Origin of the sequence: Streptomyces sp. NBC_01198, assembly GCF_036010485.1 — a bacterium.
Classification (GTDB): domain Bacteria; phylum Actinomycetota; class Actinomycetes; order Streptomycetales; family Streptomycetaceae; genus Actinacidiphila.
In genome coordinates this window covers 99,096-118,956 of record NZ_CP108568.1, presented here as the reverse complement: position 1 = coordinate 118,956, position 19,861 = coordinate 99,096, and the positions used below count along the sequence as shown (strand labels likewise).

Genomic DNA, 19,861 nt, shown 5'->3' with positions numbered 1-19,861 from the left:
TGCGCCCTGTTGACAAGTTACGGATCTGCTTCGTAACCTCGCTGACGACGTCAAGGGAGTTACCCATGGAGCGTCCGTATGTCGCCTGAGCAGGGCGACTCAGAAGGAGTAGCGATGCAGGAGAGCGCGGTCAGGGTGGTACTGGCGCACGGCGCCTGGTCCGACGGGTCCAGCTGGAACAAGGTGATCGCCGGCCTGCGGTCCGAGGGGGTGCGCGCGGTCGCCGTGCCACTGCCGCTGACCTCGCTTGCCGACGACGTCGCGGCGCTCGACCGGACGCTGGAGCGGGTCGACGGCCCGGTCGTCGTGGTGGGGCACGCCTACGCCGGCGCGGTGATCGCGTCGACGACCAGCGAGAAGGTCGCGGCACTGGTGTACGTCGCGGCGCTCGCCCCCGACGAGGGCGAGACGGTCGCCGATGTCTTCTACCGGAACGAGCCGCATCCGCAGGCCCCCGAACTCGGCCCGGACCGCCACCAGCTGATCTGGCTGCCCGAGGAGGCCTTCGCGACGGCTTTCGCCCAGCAGGCCTCGACGGACGACCAGGCAGTGCTTGCCGCCGCCCAGCGGCCTCTCGCGGCGGCGTCGATCGGGGTCCCGGTGGGGCGTCCGGCCTGGAAGGACGCGCCGAGCTGGTTCCTGGTGGCAGAGGAGGACCGGATGATCCCCGCGGAGACCCAGCGCTTCATGGCCGAGCGGATGAAGGCCCGGGTGCGCACGGTCCCGGCCGATCACGTGCCCATGGTCACCGCACCCTCGGCGGTCGTCGACATCGTCATGGAAGCGGTGCGCGAGGTCGAATCCGGCCGCTGACGGCCGTGCCGCATCACTGAGTAACCCTACGAACGAGACCCAGAAAGTTACCGGTGGGCGTGATCCCCAGCCCACCGCGGCCACGCACCGTCGGCCGCGTTCCCGAAGGAAGAGGCGACCCACGATGGCGGACATCGCATACCGCACCGCGGATGTGGACGGTCTGAAGGTGTTCTATCGCGAGGCCGGCGCAGCGGACGCGCCTGCACTGATCCTGCTGCACGGCTTCCCGTCGGCCGGCCACATGTTCCGGGAGCTGATCCCGCTGCTCGCGGACCGGTTCCACATCATCGCTCCCGACCTGCCCGGCTTCGGCAAGTCGGACATGCCCGCCCGGGGCGACTTCGAGTACACCTTCGAGCACATCACCGACGTGATCGACCGGCTGACGGAGACACTCGGCCTTGACCGCTTCGCGCTGTACGTCTTCGACTACGGCGCGCCCGTCGGGTTCCGGATCGCCACCCGGCACCCCGAGCGGATCACCGCGATCATCTCGCAGAACGGCAACGCGTACGAGGACGGTCTGAGCGACGGCTGGGCTCCCGTGCAGGCGTACTGGAAGGACCCGTCGGAGGCCACCAGGGACGGGATCCGGACACTCATCCAGCCGGAGACGACGGTCTGGCAGTACACCCACGGGGTTCCCGACGAGACGCGGGTCAGCCCGGACGGCTACGAGCTGGACAACCACTACCTGACCCGCCCAGGCGCGGACGACATCCAGCTGGACCTGTTCCTCGACTACGCGGACAACGTCGCGCTGTACCCGACGTTCCAGGAGTACTTCCGGACCAGCAGGCCTCCGCTGCTCGCCGTCTGGGGCAGGAACGACCCGTTCTTCCTCCCCGCCGGGGCCGAGGCCTTCAGGCGCGACATCCCGGACGCAGACGTCCGCCTCCTCGACACCGGCCACTTCGCGCTGGAGACCCACGTCGAGGAGATCGCCGGCGCGATCCGCGCCTTCCTGCCGGCATGAGCGTCACGCCGTCCACCTGCCCGCGGGCCCGGGTGCGGTCCTCGCCCGTCGGTCGGGCGTCCCGACCCGGCCCGCAACCCGTCAATACCCAAGGAGAAGTTCGATGCCCGACTCCGTAGCGGTGGTCACCGGGGCGAGCCAGGGGATCGGCCGCGCCACGGCGATCCGGCTTGCGCGCGACTTCACCTCGGTGGTGCTCGTCGCGCGCAACCGGTCCCACCTGGAGGACACCGCCGCCCAGGTGCGGGCGGCCGGTGCCGGGACCCGCGTCATCGACCTGGACCTCTCCGCGCCCGCGGCGGCCAGAACCGTGGTGGACGAGGCGCTCGCGGCGTTCGGCCGCATCGACACGCTGGTCAACATCGCCGGCGCCGTACCGCAGATCGACCTGTTCGAGATGACGGACGAGCAGTGGGACGCGGGCATGGCCCTCAAGCTCCACGGCGCCCGGCGGCTGACGATCGAGGCCTGGCCCGCGTTGGTCGAGGCCAAGGGCTCCGTCGTGCTGATGTCCGGCAACTCCGCGATCTTCCCCAAGGCGCCGTACGCGGCCGTCGGGACGATCAACGCTGCCATCGCCGCCCTCGCCAAGGCCTTCTCCGACCGCGGCATCACCGATGGCGTCCAGGTCAACAGCGTGATGCCGGGCGCCGTCCTGACGGGCCGCCGCCGCTCCTACCTGGAACACTGGGCGCCCGCCCACGGCATGACGGTCGAGGACGCCATCAGCCGATTCCCGCAGGAGGCCGAGATCGAGCGCTTCGGCCAGGCGGAGGAGATCGCCGAGCTGATCGGCTTCCTGGTCTCGCCGGCGGCGCGCTGGATGACCGGTTCGACCCTGCGGATGGACGGCGGCGAGGTCAAGTCCGTCTGACCTGCTCGCCGCCCGCGACCTGCCAGGCGGCCCGCTTCGTGCATCGATGGCAACCGGCTACGCGTCGGCGCTGGGCACCTTGAGCGGGTCGCGGGGAGCGGTGGGCTTGGCGGCCTCCAGTTGCTCGCCGATCTCCGTCAGGCGCGTGCGGCCCAGGGCGGCACGCACCTGCGGGAACCACTCCTGCTCCTCCTCTTCCACGTGGTGGCGCACGTTCTCCATCAGGACGGTCATCTTGGCGTCGAAGCGCTCGTCCTCCGGGTCGAGGCCGGCCAGCTCGGAGAGCATCCAGAGCACGACGTGGTGCTCCTCCACGCTCTCCAGGACGTGGTCGGTGGTCTCCGGTACCGCCGCACGGGCCGCCGGGTAGAAGATCTTCTCCTCGATCCAGGTGTGGACCGTCAGTTCCTGGATCACCGTGTCGGCGATCCGTCGCTTTGTCTTGTACGCGCGGTCGCCGGCCTGCTCGAACTCCTTGAACAGCTTCTCGACCGTCTTGTGGTCGTCCTTCAGCAGCACGATCGCATCCATCGTGACCTCCGTGTTCCCTGTTCGGACCACACGCGGCAGAGCGCCGGCGGCGGTTTCGCCGGCGCGACGATGCGTCCGTAGTGCCGGCGCGGGGGCGACTACCCCCGGGAACTCCGATGACTCACCCCGTCTCGTCCACCGCCGTGCGAACGGCGGACCGGGGCGCCTGTGGGTCAGAGGGCTTCGTGTCCGAGCGACGCCGCCAGCCGGACCTCCAGCTCGGTCAGCCGGGTGTGGTCGCGTGCGAGGGCTGCGTAGCGCCAGCCTCGCCCGTCGGGCGGGCAGTCGGCGTAGAGGAGCACTCCTTCGGTATCGCCTGGCCGGAAGTCCAGTCCCGCCTCGCCCAGGCGCGCGAGCGCCGTGTCGAAGGACAGCGGTGAGACCGCGGCCATCGTCCCGGTGGACCACGCGGGCACCGCACCGCCGGTGGGGACGAGCCGGGTCACCATCGCCTGGGCGGTGGTGGTCGCGGTCCGCCGCACGTTGCACTCCAGGGCGTAGAGGACGTCGTCCTCAGTGCACACCGCGTCCAGGCTGTAGGGCCCCCGGTAGCCCCCGGCGGCCAGATGCCGGCCCAGCGCCCGTGTCCAGTGGGCCAGTTCCCGGCGTGCTGTGCCGGACACCCCGTCCAGCGGCGAGCGGTAGCCGGCGAAGGAGCCGCCGCTCATCCTCATCTCGCCGTCGTAGGTGACCTCGACCCGGGCGGCGGTGACGTACCCCTGGGCGCTGACCGCTCTGGTGTGGTCGACGTATTCCTCCACGACCCAGCGGCTGTCAGGTGGTGGTGCCGGGTGCGGGGCCGGGTCGTCACGGGCGACGAAGTGCATGCCGTGGCCGCCGGCCGACCGGTCGGGTTTGACGACCAGCCGCTCGTGCGCCGCCAGGAGTTCGCGGGTCACCCGGGTGAGTTCCGCCCCGGTGCACACCCGGCCGGTCGGCAGCCGCAAGCCCAAGTCGCCGGCGATGCCGCGGAAGCCGGACTTGGTGTTCAGGTCGGCGACCCGCTGCAGGACGCCAGGGCCCGGCACGCCGTGCTCGTAAGGGGCGACGGGCACGCCGAGGTCCGCGGCCAGGGCGACGGAGGCCTCATCCAGCGCGGTCGGCAGGAGACGGGCTCCCGGGCGCTCACGGACCAGGGCGCGCAGGGGCTCAAGCAGACCGTGCGCGGCCAGTGCCTCGGCCATGGGGAGGTGCGGCGTGTCGGGCACGGTGATGACGGTGACGGAGCCGTCCGGGATTCCCAGCCGGTCGAAGACGTAGCGGCGGAAGGGGTCGTTGAAGGGGACGGGGGTGATCACGACATCGCCGGGCCGCATGAGCCACAGCTTGCGAGGTGCCTGTTCCGACCACTGGCGAAGGACCGATTCCTCCCGCAGGTCGACCGCCAGCGGGGAGACGAAATTGGCCAGGACGACGAGGGCGCCCGGGTGCTCGTGCTCGCTGATCACGATGAAGAGGCCTCCGCGGGTGCGCTGGTGGTCGATGGGTGCCCCGCGCGCCCGACGGACCTGGGCGCAACGGTTCTCTCCCATTGTCCGCGGGGCCCGAGTCGGCCGTCGCCCGCAGGCATGGTCACGGCTCCCGCCCCGTACCGGGCGGGAGCCGTGCGAGGGGTCAGACAGCCGGGGCGAAGCGGTCCCAGGCGCGGTGGCCCGCCAGCAGCGCCGTGATCCGTTCCAGGACGGTGCCGGGTTCGGTGCCGACAGCGACACCTTCGGCCCCGGCCGCGATGCCGGCGGACTCCAGCGCCCGCAAACCGTCGGCCCAGCCGCCGATCGCCTTGCCGTGCCGGTACGCCTCGTTGAGCAGCAGCACGACCCGCGGGTCGACGCCCTGCGCGCCGGCCGCGCCGTCGTCCACCTTGGCGTCGCGTGCGCCGTAGGCGTCGGCCCCCGGGGCAGGCGCGCCGGCGACCAGGACGGCGTCGAATTCGATGGAGCGGGCGTTGCCGAAGGTGCGCTGCACCGTGACGGGGCCGTCGTCCGGGCTGAGCACGCCGCCCGTCGGGGCGATGACCAGCGGGACCATGCCGGCCTCCCGTACGGCCTGGCGAACGTCACGGACACCGCCGAGGTCCTGACCCTCGGCCACGACGATGCCGACGACCCTTCCGTCCAGCGGCCACTCCCGCCCGATCTGGGACAGCGCGGGGCTCGGAGCAGGATGGGTGAGCCGGAACTCCGGCTCGGGCGCGGGCAGCCCGAGACCGGTGGCGACCTGCTCGCACAGCTCCGCATCGATGTTGGCGAGTACCCTCAGCGCCCGTTCCCTGATCGCCGTCTCGTAGCACTTGCTGAGCTCGAAGGTGTACGCGGCGATGATGTGCTCGCGCTCGGTGGGCGTCATGCTGAGCCAGAACAGCCGGGCCTGGCTGAAGTGGTCGTCGAAGGACGCCGGGGCCTCCCTCACCTTGCGGCCCGCCGCCACCTCGACGGGGGACTCGATGTAGGCGCCGGAGTCGGCGCCAGCGAGGAACGGGCAGCCGCCGTCGAGGGAGTTGGGCCGGTAGGGCGCCACTCCGCTGTGGACGGCGGTCTGGTGCATGCCGTCGCGGAGCATGTCGTTGACCGGGGCGTGCGTACGGTTGATCGGCAGCTGGCCGAAGTTGGGGCCGCCGAGGCGGCTGATCTGGGTGTCCAGGTACGAGAAGAGCCGGCCCTGGAGCAGCGGGTCGTCGGTGACGTCGATACCGGGCACGAGGTGGCCGGGGTGGAAGGCGACCTGCTCGGTCTCGGCGAAGTAGTTCGACGGGTTGGCGTCGAGCGTCATCAGACCGATCGGCTGGACGGGCGCGAGCTCCTCCGGCACGATCTTCGTCGGGTCCAGGAGGTCGATGCCCTGGAACATCTGGTCCTCGGTGTCGGGGAAGGTCTGCACCCCGAGCTCCCACTGCGGGAAGGCGCCGGACTCGATCGCGTCCGCGAGGTCGCGCCGGTGGAAGTCCGGGTCCATCCCGCTGGTGATCTGCGCCTCCTCCCACACCAGGGAGTGCACCCCGAGCTTCGGCTTCCAGTGGAACTTCACCAGCGTGGTCGCCCCGTCCGCGGCGACCAGCCGGAAGGTGTGGATGCCGAAGCCCTCCATCATCCGGTACGAGCGCGGGATGCCGCGGTCGGACATGTTCCACAGCGTGTGGGCGGTGGCCTCGGTGTGCAGGGTGACGAAGTCCCAGAAGGTGTCGTGGGCGCTCTGCGCCTGCGGGATCTCCCGGTCGGGGTGCGGCTTGCCCGCGTGGATCACGTCGGGGAACTTGATCGCGTCCTGGATGAAGAACACCGGGATGTTGTTGCCGACCAGGTCGAAGACGCCCTCCGAGGTGTAGAACTTCGTCGCGAAGCCCCGGGTGTCCCGCACTGTGTCGGCCGAGCCGCGCGAGCCGAGCACGGTGGAGAACCGCACGAAGACGGGCGTCTCGACGCCCTTGGCAAGGAAAGCGGCCTTGCTGATGCCTTCCGCGGCACCGTAGCCGCGGAAGACGCCGTGGGCGGCGGCGCCGCGCGCGTGCACCACCCGCTCCGGGATCCGCTCGTGGTCGAAGTGGGTGATCTTCTCCCGCAGGTGGTGGTCCTGCAGCAGCACCGGACCGCGCGGGCCCGCCTTGAGCGAGTGGTCCGTGTCGTACAGCCGGGCGCCCTGCGCGGTGGTCAGCCGGTCGCCGCCCTGCGCGATCCTCTTCTGCGCGACCCTGGTCTCCTGGCCGGTGGGGCTGTACGTCTCCGGGCCGCGCTGGTCGGGCTTGGGCGGCAGGGGGCCGGTCGGCGCGGTCGGCTCCTCGACGGACGGTGCCTTCGGGCCGGGGGCGCCAGGAATCGTGTGACCTGCCTCGACCGCGTTCCTGACCGTCTCGGCCACCTTGTCGGCAGTCGCCGCCAGGGGATTCTTCTTCTTCGCAGTCACCTTGTGTTCCGATCCGTCTCGGGGAGCTCCACAGCATGCGGTGGCCGGAGGTCCTGCGCCGACCGCCCATGGCGAGTACCCGGCGGGCGGCCCCCGATACGCATGGGCTGAGCCATCCGGTGGCGACTCCGCCCGGACGGCTCTGCCCCGGCGCGTCAGGCGAGGCCGTGAGCCCGCGTCAGCTGCCCGGCGTCCCGGCGACATCACTGACGGCCCTCGGGGCGCTCGTAGTCCGTCACGGCTTCCGCGACGTTGCGGTAGACCGCGAAGACGGTGTCGGTCCCGGTGAGGGTCAGCAGGCTGCCGATCGGCTTCGGCGAGGCAGCCAGCGCCAGCCACCCGCCGGCCTCCACCACCCGGCGGCGCAGGCGCAGCAGGGCGTTGAAGCCGGAGGAGTCGCAGAACGTAACGCCTGACAGGTCCACGATCAGGTCCGGCCGGCCGACGAGGAGCGCCGTGGTACTGACGTAGGCCTCGGCGGCGGTGGTGATGTCGAGCTCGCCGGTCATCGCCACCACCGTGAGCTCCCCCCGTTCTTCCGCCACGGCCACCTTGAGATCGCTGTCCATTGCCGGCGCTCCCTTCCCACGGACTGCTGAACCACCGAGTGTCATGCGCGATGCCGCACAGGCATCGCCGCAGTCATCACCTACCCGGAAGCACTCGGAGCAGGCAGCGGCACGCCCGGAGGGGGCGCGGGGGAGGGGTGGCGTCGTGCGGGACGCGCTCCCGGCGAGCCGGCACCACAGGGGCGACCGCGGAGATCCGGGTGTTTCGGCCGGGTGAAGCGGGCAGACGTGCGAGGGAAGTTCGGGGAGGTTTCCATGGAGATGTTCGAGGACGAGCGAGGCGGCCCGTCGACGGAGCAGCTGCCCATCGTCGGCTACAACCACCTCCCGGGCCGGACGGCCGAGAGCTATTTCCCCAGCCTCGGCCAGGAGGAGTTGTCAGATCTTCTCCGCTACGAGCAGACGCATCGCAACCGCCTCCCGATCATCCGGTCCCTGACCGCTCGCCTGCGACGACTGCGCGAGCAGAAGAACGCGCGACCGCCGGTGGCCGGCGGTTACGGGCCGCCGGCGGCCAGGCCGCCGGGCGGCACCGAGTGACCCGCCGCAGGGTTGGGGCCCATGTCCGCGTACGTCGTTGACAGCGACCAACGGAGGAGGGGTGCCCGCCTGGATGCGGGCACCCCATTGACCTGCTGTATCGGTACTACCAGCGATACCACCGGCCCCGGCGGCCGCTGGAATGCGTGCCACGGGCGACGAATCCCAGCAGCCACAGGACAAGCACCACGATGGCGATCCACCACAGAAGGTGAAGCGCGAAGCCCCCACCGAAGAGAAGGAGCGCGAGCAGAAGAACAATGAGCAACGGTCCCATGATTATCAACCTCCACGCGGCCGTCTGCCCCTGGTCGCGGGCCGCATGCGGACGAAGTTTCCCGGCCGCACGGGCCGCTTCTGCCTCCGCACCCGGGCGGCTGGGCGCTGCCTAGAGTCCGCGGTCGTCGCGGGGTTCGACGTACGGCTCCCTCTCCGCGGCGTGGCCGGCCTCGATGGCTCGGGCGCGTTCGGTCTCCGCGTTGAATTCCAGGCCCAGAAGCAGGGCGATGTTGGAGATCCAGAGCCAGACGAGAAAGATGATGATGGCCGCGAAGGTGCCGTACGTCTTGTTGTAGCTGCTGAAATGGGCCACGTAGACGGCGAAGGCAGCCGAGGCGACGAGCCAGAGGCCGACACTCAGCAGGCTGCCCCGCGTCACCCACCGGAAGCCGTGCCGCACGTTCGGCGCCGCCCAGTGCAGCACCGAGACGACGAGCGCGAACAAGATCACCATCACGGGCCACTTGGCGAAGTTCCAGACCGTGACGGCGGTGCCGTCCAGGCCCAGGACGCCCCCGGTCCTGCGGGCCAGCTTTCCGGTGAAGACGATGCCCACCGAGATGGCGGCCAGCATGACGACGACGAACACCGTGATGGCAACGCGGGTCGGGACGGTCTTCCACACCGGGCGGCCCTCACCGATGTCGTAGACGGCGTTGCCGGCGCGCATGAAGGCCGCCACGTAACCGGACGCGGACCACAGGGCGACCACGACGCCGATGACCAGGGCGATCACGGCCGACCCCGCGTTGTTCTGCACCTGCCTGACGATGCTGTCCAGGACGCTGCGCACCGGCCCCGGGGCGAGGGTGGCGATGTTGTCGGTCAGCGACCTGACCGCGGAAGGGCCCAGCAGGCCCACGATCGACACCAGGGCCAGCGTCGCGGGAAAGATCGCCAGTACGGCGTAATAGGTCAGCGCCGCGGCCAGGTCGGCGAGATTGTCGTCCTTGTACTCCCTGAGCGTGCGCCGGAAAATCCCGCGCAGGGCCCCCTTCGGCAGGTGCGAGGGCTTCGCGGGCGCGGTCTCCGCGAGGTGCGCACCTCCGGGACCGGCGCCGCCCCGTTCCGGCCTGTCCTCCGCCATCGTCCACCCTCCTGGCGCTCACACACCGGACGCTCTGAGCCGACCGGCGGCGGGCAGTTCCTCGTACCCGTCGACCCTCGCACCGGCGAACAAAGGTGATGCTGCTATGTCCCGCTGAATACTGGCATGTCCGATTGCTGCCGCGTCCCGGCTGCACGGCGTGTCACGCCCGGCTCGGCCCGCTCACGGACCGCGGCCGGCGGCTCCCGGCCCACGGCCTGTGTCATGGCGCGGGTGCGGCGCCGCCGCGGCTGTCGCGGATGTGGTCGGTGTGCTGGGTGACGGCGTCGATGCGGGTGGCGAGGTCGGGGTGGCCGGTCTGCAGATGGGGGAGCGCGGCGGCGAGCGGGGTGAGCAGGCCGGCGGCGTCGTCGGCGGCGAGAGCGGTGTCGAGGTCGCCGACGGCGGTGCCGGCGACGGCGGGCAGGTCGGTGAGCGCGGTGATCTGCCCGGCGAGCCTGCGCAGGTCGGCCGCGTTGGCCCGGGCCCAGGTGTCGATGCTGCGGTCGGCGGCGCGCCGGTTGCGGGTGGCGTTGACCCGCTCCTCGCCGGTCGAGCCGGGCGGGCCGGGGCGCAGGCGCAGGTAGCGGCGCTCGGCGGCCTGGCGGCTGGCGACGCCGAGGGGAGCGGCCAGGTCCGCCCAGCTGGCGCCGGCTGTCCTTGCGGTCTCGATGAGGCCTGTTTCCCAGCCCGCGAGCTGTTCGCGTACTTCGCGCAGCAGGAGCAGGGAGGCGAGGGCCTGCCGGGGGCCCTCGGCAGGCCCGGGGTCATCGCCGGGCGAGGCGGCGCCGGCGCGTTGCAGTGCTGCCCGGATGGTCTCCAGGGCTGCCGCGGCGGCGAGGAAGGAGGCGGCCGTGCCGCCTCCTTCCGGCGGTCCTGGCGGTGCGGAACGGTCGGCTGTCACAGGATCTGGCCCCCAGTGTCACCCTCCGGGTGACGAAGCTGTTTGTCATCGGATGGATGACATGCTACAACAGAGGGCAGGTGAACGACACCCGGCAGCAACTGCCCGACTACCTGGAGGTGTTCCGCGATGCTGATGCGTACCGACCCCTTCCGTGAACTGGACCGACTCACCGAGCAGCTCCTGCGCCCCGGCACCTGGTCGAGGCCGGCGGCGATGCCGATGGACGCCTACCGCGACGGCGAGGAGTACGTGGTCTCCTTCGACCTTCCCGGCGTCTCCCCGGAAGCGATCGACATCGACGTCGAGCGCGACATGCTGACCGTCAAGGCCGAACGACGGCCCCTCGCGCACGGCGACGGCGTGCAGCTGGACGTCTCCGAGCGCCCGCTGGGCGTCTTCTCCCGCCAGATCCTGCTGGCCGACGCCCTGGACACCGAGCACATCCGGGCCGATTACGAGGCCGGGGTGCTGACGCTGCGCATCCCGATCGCCGAGCGCGCCAAGGCCCGCAAGATCGCCGTCGGCGCGCGACCCGAGCGGCAGGAGATCGCGGGCTGACGCCGGCCCGCCCCCGTCCGGGGGAGTGATCGCGCTTCCCCGGCGCCGCTCCCCCCGACCGCGTCACCCGACCACCCATCCGGCGGCCGGCCCCTTCGACGGGCCGGCCGCCGCCCGAGACGGAAGGCATGCTCTCCGCCCATGCACACGATGCCCGGACAGCGTCGGGACGCACCGGCGCTCACCTACGACCAGCTGCTGGAACGCATCCGCTACGACGGCGCGTACCCGACCCGCGAACGAGCCGAGCAGGTCACCCGCCGAGTCCTCGCAGCCCTGGGATCCCAGCTGGCAGAAGACCTGCGCACCGAGCTCGCGGCACAACTGCCCGCCGAAGCCGCCCGCATCCTCACCTCGGCAGCCCGCGCCGCGCACCCCCTCACCGGCTGGGGCTTCGTGCAGGACATGGCCGCCCGCACCGATGTGACCCCCGCTGTCGCGCGCTGGAACACCGGCACGGTCCTGAGTGCCCTCGCCCACCTGGCAGACTCCGACCTGCTGACCCGGACCCTGGGCGAACTCCCCTCCGGCTACGCCCTGCTGTTCGGGCGCGCGGAACTCGTCCAGGCCGCCTGAACGGCCCGCCCCGGCGGAGGTCACGGGTGCGCGGCGGCCCGCCGGCACCGGCCGTGAGAGGCTGGCCCGGAGGGAACGGGACGGCCCGGAGGAGGCGTGGGAGATCGTGTCGAGCGCTGGGACCGGCAACGGGTCCGCAGCTGGGATGGCTTCTCCGGCCGGGCTGCCCGATCTGCTGGGGGCAGCGGTGTGTGAGGTGGACGAGCACGGAGCGATCGCCCGGGTGAACAGCCATGCGGAACGGCTGCTGGGCAGGGCCGCAGCTGATCTGCTGGGTCAGGACGTCCACGATCTGCTGCGCCGGGGCGGGGGCGAACAGCCCGCTGCCGCCGAAGGGACCCCTGGCGGTACCGCCCGGACGCCCTCGGACCGGTGCGCCCAGGCCGGCGCCGGATGGTTCGAGCGCGGCGACGGAGCGCTGGTCGAACTGTCCTGGCTGATCGCTCCTTACGCCGTGCCGAGCCCCACGGCGGACATGGTGGTCGTCTTCGCCGACCACGGCCGTCCCGTGGACGGCGACCTGCCGCGCGAGCCCGGGTCGGCGATGTCGGAGCTGGAGCGACTGGCGATGCTGGCCGAGACGACCACCCAGCTGACCTCCACCCTCGACATCGACGAGGCACTGAGCCGCCTGGTGCGGCTCGCCGTCCCCCGGATCGCCGACTGGGCCGTGGTCGATCTGATCACCGAGAGCGACGAGGTCGAACGGTCCATCGTCATGCACTACGAGGACGGGGTGCTCAGCACCCGGGAGGACCTGCAGGGACCGATGCCACCGGTGCCCGCCGACTCGCCGATGCCGCTGTCACGCGCCCTGCGCGGTGCCGCCTCCACGCTGGTGACCTCGCAGACGTACCAGGGGCCGCCGGACTCCGGCATCGCCATCGAGCAGGCCAGGTTGTTCGAGGCGACGGGCATGCACTCGGCCGCCATCGCCCCGATCAGAGGTCTGCGGGACGTCCTTGGTGCGCTGACCCTCGGGCGGTCGAAACAGCGCGCCCCCCTGACCCCGGCGGACCTGTCGCTGTTGGAGGACCTCACCCGCCGTACGGGGCTGGCCCTGGACAACGCCCGGCTCTACCAGCGCCAGCGCAAGGTCGCCGAGACCATGCAGCGGCACCTGCTGCCGCAGCTCCCCGCGGTCCCCGGGCTGGACATGGCCGCGCGCTACATGCCCGCTCCTGACGAGTCGCAGGTCGGCGGGGACTGGTACGACGCCTTCACCCTCGCCGACGGTATGACAGCAGTCGCGATCGGCGACGTGGTCGGGCACGACCTGGACGCCGCCGCGGGCATGGCGCAGATCCGCAGCATGCTCCGCGCCTACGCCTGGAGCCACCACGAAGCGCCCAGCGTGATCGTGCGGCGGCTCGACGGCTCCACGCGCCTCGCGGGCGTGTCGATGGTGACCCTGGTGTTCGGCGTCCTGGAGCCGGCAGCCGACGGCGCATGGCTGCTGACCTGGACCAACGCCGGCCACCCGCCGCCCCTGCTGATCACCCACGACGGGCAGACCCACTTCCTCACCGAGGGCCACGGCATGATCCTGGGCACCGGCCTCACCCGGGCGCGGACCGACGCCAGCCTGATTCTGCCGCCGCAGTCGACGCTGGTCTTCTACACCGACGGCCTGGTCGAGAGCCGCGACCACCCCATCGACGACGGTCTCGAACGCCTCCGCAAGCACGCCGCCTCGCTGGCGCACCGCCCGCTGGCGGCCTTCACCGACCTGCTGGTGGAGCGGACGCGTCCCACGCAGGAGGAGAACGACGACGATGTCGCGATCCTCGCCCTGCGCATTCCCTGACCGGTCGCCAGGCGCACCGTCCCTCCCGGGGTCGTGGCACTCCGGTGAACTCCCCCTGGGACGCACCACAGGTGACGGGTGACGCGGCGGGTCGCCCGTCGGCCCGCCGCGCCGCCCCGCTTACATGATCACCAGGTCCGCGCTCCTGCGGGCGAGCTGCGTGCCGCCCTGGGTGATCGTGACGGTCACCGTGAGGCGGGTGGCCGTGCAGCCGGCAAAGGTCGTGTAGGTGGTGCTCGTGGTGACCCGCTCGTGCGGCCCGAAGGTCACCGGGCGGGGGTACGGATCCAGCACCGGGCAGCCCGGCGGGATCCCGGTCCCCGAACTCGAGTCGGAGCTGAAGCGCCCGGTCCAGGTCTCGGCGACCGCCTGCGACTGGCCGGTGCAGTTCGTCGCGGTCAGCGCCGCCGCCGAGGACTTGCCGGCGAAGACCGACGGAGGGTCGAAGGCGAAGCTGTTGACCCGCAGGACACCTGAGCAAATGCTCGGTGGCGGCGAGGAGGGCCGAGCCGCCGCCGGGGCGGCCGAGCCGGCGGCGAGCAGGACGGCGACACCCGCGGCGGTCGCCGGGATCGCGAACAGTCTGCGTAACACGTCTTTTCCTTCCACGACCGGGCGGCCGGTGCCTGCCCGGTCTAGCGGGACGACGGGGGGAGGAGCGAAGAACGAGCACAGGTGCGCGAAGAGTTGACGACACCAAAGGTGACGGCGCCGCACCCCACCTGGCAACGCTCCGGACGCCCGCAACCTCCGCCAGGGGGGCCGGGCGGCGGCTTCGCGCGGCCACGGGTCGGGACGCGCGATCGCCGACCACGGCGGTTCAGGCCATCGCGACGAGCACCTGCGGGTCGCCGGTGAACCACGCGCTGTCGATGACCAGGCGGCGGATGCGCCAGCGCTGTCCGTCGCGCACCACGTCCGCGACGTAGCGGTTCATCATCAGCGCGTGCCGGGTCGCCTCCGGGCGCGGCCCGTCGCCCGGCAGGAAGTGCTGCGCCTGCGCGTAGCACCGGACGGTCGCCGTGTCGCCCGTGATCTCGGTTCGCACGTTGGTGACCGAGTGGCTGGTGTCGAGCGGGCCCACCGCCCCGATGAGGGCGCGGACCACTACCTCGCGGGGACTGAGCACCGGGAAGTCCAAGCCGATCTTGCCGGTGGCGGGCGTGAGATCGACGACCGCGTCCTCGGTCAGGGACGACTCCAGGAGTGCCGAGTCGCCCTCGTCCAGGGCGGCCGTGTAGCGGTGGATGGCGTCGGTGATCTCGTACCGGTCGGTGATGTCCTGGGTCGTCTGCTCGGAAGGATTGTGCGTGGTCATGGGTTTCTGCCTTCTGGACGGGGGCGGGCGAGCGGCAGGCAGCCCGACCGTGACGGCCGACCCGTGACGGGGGACCGTTGCCGGCTGGAGCCGGTCGTGACGTAACACCATCAGGAAGGGCGCTGCCCGTCCGTGACCCGTCAGAGGCGTGTCGGCGGCACCTCGGGCTGCGTGTCCCGCAGGATGCGCTCGATGTCCCATGCGTGGTGGTGTCCGTCATGGGCGTTGTTGCGCGCGACGTCCTCCGCGCGCTGGACTCCGCGGGTGGCATGCCGCAGGACGACCCCCTCGTCGAGCGCGGCGGACACCGACGCCGCCCACGCCTCGACCGCGTGCTCCAGGGACCACAGGGCCGCGCCGGGGGCGATCTCGTTGTAGTGCCTGGCCTGAGCGACAAGATCCGGATCGTAACCGGGTACGTCGACGGCTCCGGACAGCCGTGCGCCGGCCAGCCGTTCGGCCCAGTTCCGGAGGTTGTCGGTGACGTGGCTGACGTAGGCCGCAGGTGTCCATCCCAGATCCGGATGCCGCTCGAATCCCGTACGCCCCGCAAGAAGCCCGCGAAAGCGCGCCGGAAGCCCCTCCACGACCCCGATCGCCTCCCGCGGGCTGAGCGACCACTGGAACCCGCACCCACCACACGGATCCCCGAACAGGCTCGCGCCCCATTTCTCCATGGACGGCAACCCTACCCAGCCCCGACGGGGATCTCATGATCGCGTCCACCAGCAGCGCTGCGAAGCCGATCGGGGACCGACCCCCGCCGCGGCGAGCTCGGCGACGTGCCGCCACGGGCCCGGCATCCACCCGCACCGGACCCCGCTGACCAGCGACTTCATACCTCCTCGCCTCGCCAGAACGCGTGTCTGAACATGTTGTATGGTTGCTCATGGACGATGCCTTGCCGGAAGCAGCGTGCGGGCTTCGGCGGCCACGAAGCCCTCTCCTGAAAGCAGGACCCCCGTATGACCCTGACCACCACGCCCTTCGGAATAGGCGCCACCGCGGCCGAGGTGCTCGACGGAGTCGATCTGCGCGGGCGCCGGATGATCGTCACCGGCGGCTCCTCCGGTCTCGGCGTCGAGACCGTGCGCGCGCTGGCAGCCGCGGGGGCGCAGGTCACCATCGCCACCCGGAACGTCGCCACCGCCGAGCCGCTGCTCGCGGAGCTTCCCGGTACGCGGGCCGTCGCACTCGATCTCGCCGACCTGGCTTCCGTCAAGGCCTTCTGCGACGCCTGGAGCGGCCCGCTCGACAGCCTGATCGCGAACGCCGGCGTGATGATGCTTCCCACCCGCCAGGTCAACGCGCAGGGCTGGGAGATGCAGCTCGCCACCAATTACCTGGGCCACTTCGCCCTGGCTCTCGGCCTGCTCCCCGCCCTGCGGGCGGCCGAGAAGCCGCGCGTGGTCGCGGTCAGCTCCGGCGCCCAGCTGCGGGCGGAGTTCGACTTCGACGACCCGCAGTTCGAACGGCGCTCCTACGACCCGTTCGTCGCCTACTCGCAGTCGAAGACCGCCGACGTCCTTCTCGCTGTCGGGATCAGCCGCCGGTGGGCGGAATACGGCATCACCGCCACCGCCTGCGCGCCGGGGGTGATCCACACCAACCTGGCACGCCACCTCGACCAGGCGACCATGCAGGCCTACGGCGCCATGGACGCCGACGGCAACCTCACCACGCCGGACTTCTACAAGACCCCGGCCCAGGGCGCGGCCACCACCGTGCTGCTGGCCGCGTCACCGCTCCTCGACGGCGTGACCGGCCGGTACTTCGAGGACAACCAGGAGTCCGCGGTCGTCGACGGTGGCCCCGAGGTGATGGCGGGAGTCGCGAAGTGGTCGGTCGACCCCGCCGCCGCGGACCGCTTGTGGGACTACGCCCTGCCGGTGGCGCGCTGACCTGGTGGCGCCTGCCACCATGGGGGAATCGAACAGGGCCGCGCCGGGCCGAGGACCGATCCGAGCACAGATGCCCACTGGAAGGTGCCTGATGAGACCCGTGACCCGACGCCAGGCCGACCATCACGCCGCGCGTTCGGCCGCGACACGGGTGCAGGTGATGTCCGCCATGGAACGACTCCTCGATTCCGGCCAGGCCTTCTCCGAGATCAGCGTCCAGCAGATCCTGGAGGAGGCCGGCGTGTCCAGGGCCACGTTCTACGCCCACTTCCAGGGCAAGTCGGACGTCCTGGTGCGGCTCACCGACGATCTGCGGGAGTCACTGCTGGCCCTGGCACGGCAGTGGGACCCGGCGGCCGAGCAGGGCGGGGCCGAACGGTTCGCCCGGTTCTTCACCGACGTCATCGCGATTCACCGCGCCCACCGCAGAGTGCTCACCGCGGTCCAGGAGGCGGCGACCTACGACCCCGCGGTGGGCGACTTCTACACCGCCGACCTGGAGAACTTCGAAGAGACCGCGCTGCGGACCGTGCTGGCGGAACAGGCGGCCGGCGCGACCGCCGCCGATCTCGACCCGGTCAGCGCCAGCCGGATCATCGTCTGGGGCGGCGCGCAGGCGATCGCACACCATATCCGCGTCGACGACGGCGCCGGTGACGCCGCTTTCGCCCGGGAGCTCGCCCGGATCTGGTGGTACGGCGCCTACCGTCGCCCGACCGAGGCGTGACCGCCACGCATCCCCGGCCGGACACCGCCGGAGCGCGGCGGAGCTCCCGCCGCAGCCCTTCGTGAGCGTCACGACGATTCGAGGACCCCGTGCTGGACGGAAACCGCGGATTCTGGGTGATCCGGGCCCGCGGGCGGGGCAGCGCTACGCAGTGCCGCCTCGACCCGGCGGTTGCTGGTCATGGTCGCCGTGACGGCGGTCATGGCGAGGAGGAGGCCGCCCGCGGCGTAGAGGGGGGTGCGGATGTCGAACGCGCTCGCCAGCCAGCCGCCGAGGAAGGCACCGAAGGGGGCAGCGCACATGGCCAGCATGCGGGAGGTGGAGGCGACCCGGCCCATCAGGTGGGCCGGGACGATCGCCTGCCTGAGGGAGGGGGCGAGCACCATCGTCGCGCCCATGCCCGCCCCGCAGACGGCGAGCGCGAGCCCGGCCACGTAAGGGTTCGGGGCGGCGGCAAGTCCCAGGACGGCAAGTCCCTCGACCGCGGCCGTGCAGGTCAGCGCGGTACCGGTACCGAGCCGCCGGCCGAGGAAGGAGGCGATGCCCGCGCCGAGCAGGCCGCCGGCGGCCTCCGCCGTGAGGAGCAGGCCGAAGCCGAAGGTGTGGATGCCGAGACGGTCGTGCGCGAAGAGGGCCAGTACGGTCTCCACGGCGAGGAAGGCGACGTTCCCGACCGCCGGACGCAGTGCGAGCCCGAGCAGCAGCCGGTCCCCGAAGACGTAGGAGGCCCCGGCCCGTGCCTGCCGGAGCAGCGACTCGCGGGCCTCGGGTACGGGCCGCGGCGCGGCGGGCAGCGACCGTACGAGCAGTGCGGAGAGCGCGAACGACACCGCGTCCGCGAGCAGCGGAACCGCCCGCCCGAGCGCGAGCAGCGCACTGCCCGCCGGCGGCCCCACGAAGCCGGACCCGGCGGTCTGTGCCGCGCGCAGGCGGGCGTTGGCCCGCTCCAGGAGCACGGTGTCGCGGCCGAGCAGATGCGGCAGGTAGGCCGTGGCGGCGGTGTCGAAGAAGAGTCCGCCGAGGCCGAGCAGGAAGGCGACGGCCGCGAGCAGCGGAATGCTCAGCACGCCGAGTACGGCCGCCACCGCGGGTATCGCGAGCAGTACGGCACGCGCCGCGTCGGCGACCCACATGGTGCGCCGGCGGTCCCAGCGGTCCACCAGCGCCCCGCCGAGCACGCCGAAGAGCAGCCACGGCAGCGTCCCGGCGGCCGATACGACGGCGAGCGCCATCGGATCCCGCGTCAACGCCAGGGCCAGCAGCGGCAGTGCGGCGTTCGTCACCCCGTCACCGAGCGAGGACACCGTTTGCGCGGTCCACAGCCGTCCGAAACCGGTCGGCAACTTCGCTTCGTCGTTGGTCACTTGGAGTCACCCTCCGTCTGCTCGGGCGCCGCCGGCCAGAAGAGCGCGAAGGCGAGCGACGCGTCCGGCAGCGACGGATCGGACAGCTCCCGATACTCGTCCGCCAGCGCGTCCAGCCGCGCCCCGAGCTCCGCGAACTGCTCCTCGGTGAGCCGCAGATGCGCCATCCGTACGTGCCGCTCGCTGTCCGCCGGCGCCGCCTCGAGGTCCGCCACCGCGTGCCGCATCAGCACATCCCGCTGTCCCGCCCCCGTATCGGGCAGGACGATCGACTGCGCGGCCATCGCGTAGTACCGCTCGGTGACCCCCCGCACCTTCCGGGTCCGCACCACCTTCACCAGGCCGGCCCGCTCTAGCAGCCGCACGTGATAGCTCGAACTCCCCTTCGCCAGGCCCACCCGCCCGGCGATCTGCGTGATCGTCGCCGGCTCGAAGCGGAGCACGGCCATGATCCGGTGACGCGTCAGATTGGAGACGGCGCGCAGCTGCTCGTCCGTGGTGACGTGAAAGGTCTCGGGAACCTCGTCTGTTGGCATGCACGCAATGGTCAACGATCCTTGACCATTGCGCAAGGGATATCCCGCACGGCCTTCCGGAACGTCATCGTCCGGTATGGGGGCGGCGCTGGCCGGCCCCGGGTGCCCGCCCAGCGCCGTGTGGAAGTGTGCGACTCTCGTTCTCCGAGATGCCGATCGAGAAGGCTGCGATGAGCCGCGAAGAAGCTCTCAAGGCAGCTCAGCCACATCGCGCGCGAGAGAGCATTCGGTCGGCATGTGGGATCCGACAACCGCCTGCTGACCCCCGGGGCCGCGGAGTGGGCACAGGCCTACTGGGTCGCCGGTCAGATCGCGGACGGATCCGGATCCTGCTGTGGCGGCGCGGCGAAGCAGTTCCTTCACAGGGGGCCTGCACCCGCCGCGGGGTGAAGGGCCTCAGTTGCTCCGGATGGCGAAAATCACTCCCACGATGAAGATCACCAGGATGATCGAATACCAGATGATGTCTTCCTGAACCTCGCCGCTCAAAGCCAGCTCGACGATCCCTGTGGGCATGGCAACGACCTTTCGTGGGCAAATCTCATCTTTCGATGTATTCCCACGTACTCTCCCAAATTCACACCTCACCGGGGTCGGC

At 71.4% G+C, this 19,861-nt stretch carries 21 protein-coding genes; 9 read left to right on the top strand and 12 right to left on the bottom strand.

Annotated elements, in window-relative coordinates; translation table 11 throughout:
- The first annotated feature begins 114 nt into the window (after positions 1–114).
- From OG702_RS00620 to OG702_RS00610, 3 genes are all read left to right on the top strand, one after another.
- Positions 115–813: an alpha/beta fold hydrolase gene (locus OG702_RS00620; RefSeq protein ID WP_327286838.1), complete on the top strand. Its 699-nt coding sequence runs from the start codon at positions 115–117 to the stop codon at positions 811–813.
- A gap of 124 nt (positions 814–937) precedes the next feature.
- Positions 938–1,792, top strand: coding sequence for an alpha/beta fold hydrolase (locus OG702_RS00615; protein ID WP_327286837.1), 855 nt, complete (start codon positions 938–940; stop codon positions 1,790–1,792).
- A 103-nt stretch (positions 1,793–1,895) separates the two neighbouring features.
- Positions 1,896–2,666 (top strand): SDR family oxidoreductase, encoded by a 771-nt coding sequence (locus OG702_RS00610; protein WP_327286836.1) that lies wholly within the window; start codon positions 1,896–1,898, stop codon positions 2,664–2,666.
- A gap of 57 nt (positions 2,667–2,723) precedes the next feature.
- Here the strand turns inward: OG702_RS00610 and OG702_RS00605 are convergent, their stop codons facing one another.
- The 4 genes from OG702_RS00605 to OG702_RS00590 form a co-directional block, all read right to left on the bottom strand.
- Entirely contained in the window at positions 2,724–3,197 is a 474-nt protein-coding gene (locus OG702_RS00605; protein WP_327286835.1) for a hemerythrin domain-containing protein, read from the bottom strand.
- Positions 3,198–3,370: 173 nt separating this feature from the next.
- Entirely contained in the window at positions 3,371–4,645 is a 1,275-nt protein-coding gene (locus tag OG702_RS00600; protein ID WP_327286834.1) for a peptide ligase PGM1-related protein, read from the bottom strand.
- Positions 4,646–4,811: 166 nt separating this feature from the next.
- Positions 4,812–7,049: a catalase gene (locus OG702_RS00595; protein ID WP_327293041.1), complete on the bottom strand. Its 2,238-nt coding sequence runs from the start codon at positions 7,047–7,049 to the stop codon at positions 4,812–4,814.
- 248 nt (positions 7,050–7,297) lie between these two features.
- Entirely contained in the window at positions 7,298–7,663 is a 366-nt protein-coding gene (locus OG702_RS00590) for an STAS domain-containing protein (RefSeq protein ID WP_327286833.1), read from the bottom strand.
- Positions 7,664–7,918: 255 nt separating this feature from the next.
- Between OG702_RS00590 and OG702_RS00585 the strand changes: the two genes are divergently transcribed.
- Positions 7,919–8,203, top strand: a complete 285-nt coding sequence (locus OG702_RS00585) for a hypothetical protein (protein WP_327286832.1) — start codon at positions 7,919–7,921, stop codon at positions 8,201–8,203.
- Between the two features lie 106 nt (positions 8,204–8,309).
- On the opposite strand, the gene OG702_RS00580 is transcribed toward OG702_RS00585, so the two are convergent.
- The 3 genes from OG702_RS00580 to OG702_RS00570 form a co-directional block, all read right to left on the bottom strand.
- A complete protein-coding gene (locus OG702_RS00580; RefSeq protein ID WP_327286831.1) occupies positions 8,310–8,480 on the bottom strand; it encodes a DUF5670 family protein in 171 nt (56 codons plus the stop codon).
- 111 nt (positions 8,481–8,591) lie between these two features.
- Positions 8,592–9,569: a YihY/virulence factor BrkB family protein gene (locus OG702_RS00575; RefSeq protein ID WP_327286830.1), complete on the bottom strand. Its 978-nt coding sequence runs from the start codon at positions 9,567–9,569 to the stop codon at positions 8,592–8,594.
- Positions 9,570–9,792: 223 nt separating this feature from the next.
- A complete protein-coding gene (locus OG702_RS00570) occupies positions 9,793–10,473 on the bottom strand; it encodes a type III effector protein (RefSeq protein ID WP_327286829.1) in 681 nt (226 codons plus the stop codon).
- Between the two features lie 129 nt (positions 10,474–10,602).
- On the opposite strand from OG702_RS00570, the gene OG702_RS00565 reads away from it, so the two are divergent.
- The 3 genes from OG702_RS00565 to OG702_RS00555 all read left to right on the top strand — a co-directional run bounded on the left by OG702_RS00565 (position 10,603) and on the right by OG702_RS00555 (position 13,417).
- Positions 10,603–11,034: an Hsp20/alpha crystallin family protein gene (locus OG702_RS00565; RefSeq protein WP_327286828.1), complete on the top strand. Its 432-nt coding sequence runs from the start codon at positions 10,603–10,605 to the stop codon at positions 11,032–11,034.
- 150 nt (positions 11,035–11,184) lie between these two features.
- A complete protein-coding gene (locus OG702_RS00560; RefSeq protein ID WP_327286827.1) occupies positions 11,185–11,610 on the top strand; it encodes a DUF2267 domain-containing protein in 426 nt (141 codons plus the stop codon).
- A 145-nt stretch (positions 11,611–11,755) separates the two neighbouring features.
- A complete protein-coding gene (locus tag OG702_RS00555; protein ID WP_327286826.1) occupies positions 11,756–13,417 on the top strand; it encodes a SpoIIE family protein phosphatase in 1,662 nt (553 codons plus the stop codon).
- Positions 13,418–13,537: 120 nt separating this feature from the next.
- On the opposite strand, the gene OG702_RS00550 is transcribed toward OG702_RS00555, so the two are convergent.
- The 3 genes from OG702_RS00550 to OG702_RS00540 all read right to left on the bottom strand — a co-directional run bounded on the left by OG702_RS00550 (position 13,538) and on the right by OG702_RS00540 (position 15,412).
- Positions 13,538–14,011, bottom strand: a complete 474-nt coding sequence (locus OG702_RS00550; protein WP_327286825.1) for a hypothetical protein — start codon at positions 14,009–14,011, stop codon at positions 13,538–13,540.
- A gap of 226 nt (positions 14,012–14,237) precedes the next feature.
- Entirely contained in the window at positions 14,238–14,735 is a 498-nt protein-coding gene (locus OG702_RS00545; RefSeq protein ID WP_327286824.1) for a nuclear transport factor 2 family protein, read from the bottom strand.
- A 140-nt stretch (positions 14,736–14,875) separates the two neighbouring features.
- Positions 14,876–15,412 (bottom strand): hypothetical protein, encoded by a 537-nt coding sequence (locus OG702_RS00540; RefSeq protein WP_327286823.1) that lies wholly within the window; start codon positions 15,410–15,412, stop codon positions 14,876–14,878.
- A gap of 288 nt (positions 15,413–15,700) precedes the next feature.
- Between OG702_RS00540 and OG702_RS00535 the strand changes: the two genes are divergently transcribed.
- On the top strand, positions 15,701–16,636 hold the full coding sequence (locus OG702_RS00535) for an SDR family NAD(P)-dependent oxidoreductase (protein WP_327286822.1): 936 nt from the start codon (positions 15,701–15,703) through the stop codon (positions 16,634–16,636).
- 169 nt (positions 16,637–16,805) lie between these two features.
- Positions 16,806–17,363 carry a TetR/AcrR family transcriptional regulator gene (locus OG702_RS00530; RefSeq protein WP_327286821.1) on the top strand — a complete coding sequence of 186 codons (558 nt, stop codon included), beginning with the start codon at positions 16,806–16,808 and terminating at the stop codon, positions 17,361–17,363.
- A 68-nt stretch (positions 17,364–17,431) separates the two neighbouring features.
- Here OG702_RS00530 and OG702_RS00525 read toward each other — a convergent pair whose 3' ends face one another.
- Together OG702_RS00525 and OG702_RS00520 are read right to left on the bottom strand one after the other, a co-directional pair.
- Positions 17,432–18,706, bottom strand: a complete 1,275-nt coding sequence (locus OG702_RS00525; RefSeq protein WP_442814683.1) for an MFS transporter — start codon at positions 18,704–18,706, stop codon at positions 17,432–17,434.
- Between the two features lie 17 nt (positions 18,707–18,723).
- The gene (locus OG702_RS00520) at positions 18,724–19,263 is read right to left on the bottom strand and encodes an ArsR/SmtB family transcription factor (RefSeq protein ID WP_327286819.1); all 540 of its coding nucleotides are present in this window, start codon (positions 19,261–19,263) and stop codon (positions 18,724–18,726) included.
- Positions 19,264–19,861 lie beyond the last annotated feature (598 nt).

What these genes read in the sequence shown, in the direction of transcription:
- OG702_RS00575 (WP_327286830.1), bottom strand. Translation starts at nt 9,569, where the DNA reads ATGGCGGAGGACAGGCCGGAACGGGGCGGCGCCGGTCCCGGAGGTGCG.
- OG702_RS00545 (WP_327286824.1), bottom strand. Translation starts at nt 14,735, where the DNA reads ATGACCACGCACAATCCTTCCGAGCAGACGACCCAGGACATCACCGAC.
- OG702_RS00555 (WP_327286826.1), top strand. Translation starts at nt 11,756, where the DNA reads ATGGCTTCTCCGGCCGGGCTGCCCGATCTGCTGGGGGCAGCGGTGTGT.
- OG702_RS00610 (WP_327286836.1), top strand. Translation starts at nt 1,896, where the DNA reads ATGCCCGACTCCGTAGCGGTGGTCACCGGGGCGAGCCAGGGGATCGGC.
- OG702_RS00535 (WP_327286822.1), top strand. Translation starts at nt 15,701, where the DNA reads ATGACCCTGACCACCACGCCCTTCGGAATAGGCGCCACCGCGGCCGAG.
- OG702_RS00540 (WP_327286823.1), bottom strand. Translation starts at nt 15,412, where the DNA reads ATGGAGAAATGGGGCGCGAGCCTGTTCGGGGATCCGTGTGGTGGGTGC.
- OG702_RS00560 (WP_327286827.1), top strand. Translation starts at nt 11,185, where the DNA reads ATGCCCGGACAGCGTCGGGACGCACCGGCGCTCACCTACGACCAGCTG.
- OG702_RS00585 (WP_327286832.1), top strand. Translation starts at nt 7,919, where the DNA reads ATGGAGATGTTCGAGGACGAGCGAGGCGGCCCGTCGACGGAGCAGCTG.
- OG702_RS00520 (WP_327286819.1), bottom strand. Translation starts at nt 19,263, where the DNA reads ATGCCAACAGACGAGGTTCCCGAGACCTTTCACGTCACCACGGACGAG.
- OG702_RS00580 (WP_327286831.1), bottom strand. Translation starts at nt 8,480, where the DNA reads ATGGGACCGTTGCTCATTGTTCTTCTGCTCGCGCTCCTTCTCTTCGGT.
- OG702_RS00620 (WP_327286838.1), top strand. Translation starts at nt 115, where the DNA reads ATGCAGGAGAGCGCGGTCAGGGTGGTACTGGCGCACGGCGCCTGGTCC.
- OG702_RS00615 (WP_327286837.1), top strand. Translation starts at nt 938, where the DNA reads ATGGCGGACATCGCATACCGCACCGCGGATGTGGACGGTCTGAAGGTG.
- OG702_RS00605 (WP_327286835.1), bottom strand. Translation starts at nt 3,197, where the DNA reads ATGGATGCGATCGTGCTGCTGAAGGACGACCACAAGACGGTCGAGAAG.
- OG702_RS00565 (WP_327286828.1), top strand. Translation starts at nt 10,603, where the DNA reads ATGCTGATGCGTACCGACCCCTTCCGTGAACTGGACCGACTCACCGAG.
- OG702_RS00530 (WP_327286821.1), top strand. Translation starts at nt 16,806, where the DNA reads ATGGAACGACTCCTCGATTCCGGCCAGGCCTTCTCCGAGATCAGCGTC.
- OG702_RS00590 (WP_327286833.1), bottom strand. Translation starts at nt 7,663, where the DNA reads ATGGACAGCGATCTCAAGGTGGCCGTGGCGGAAGAACGGGGGGAGCTC.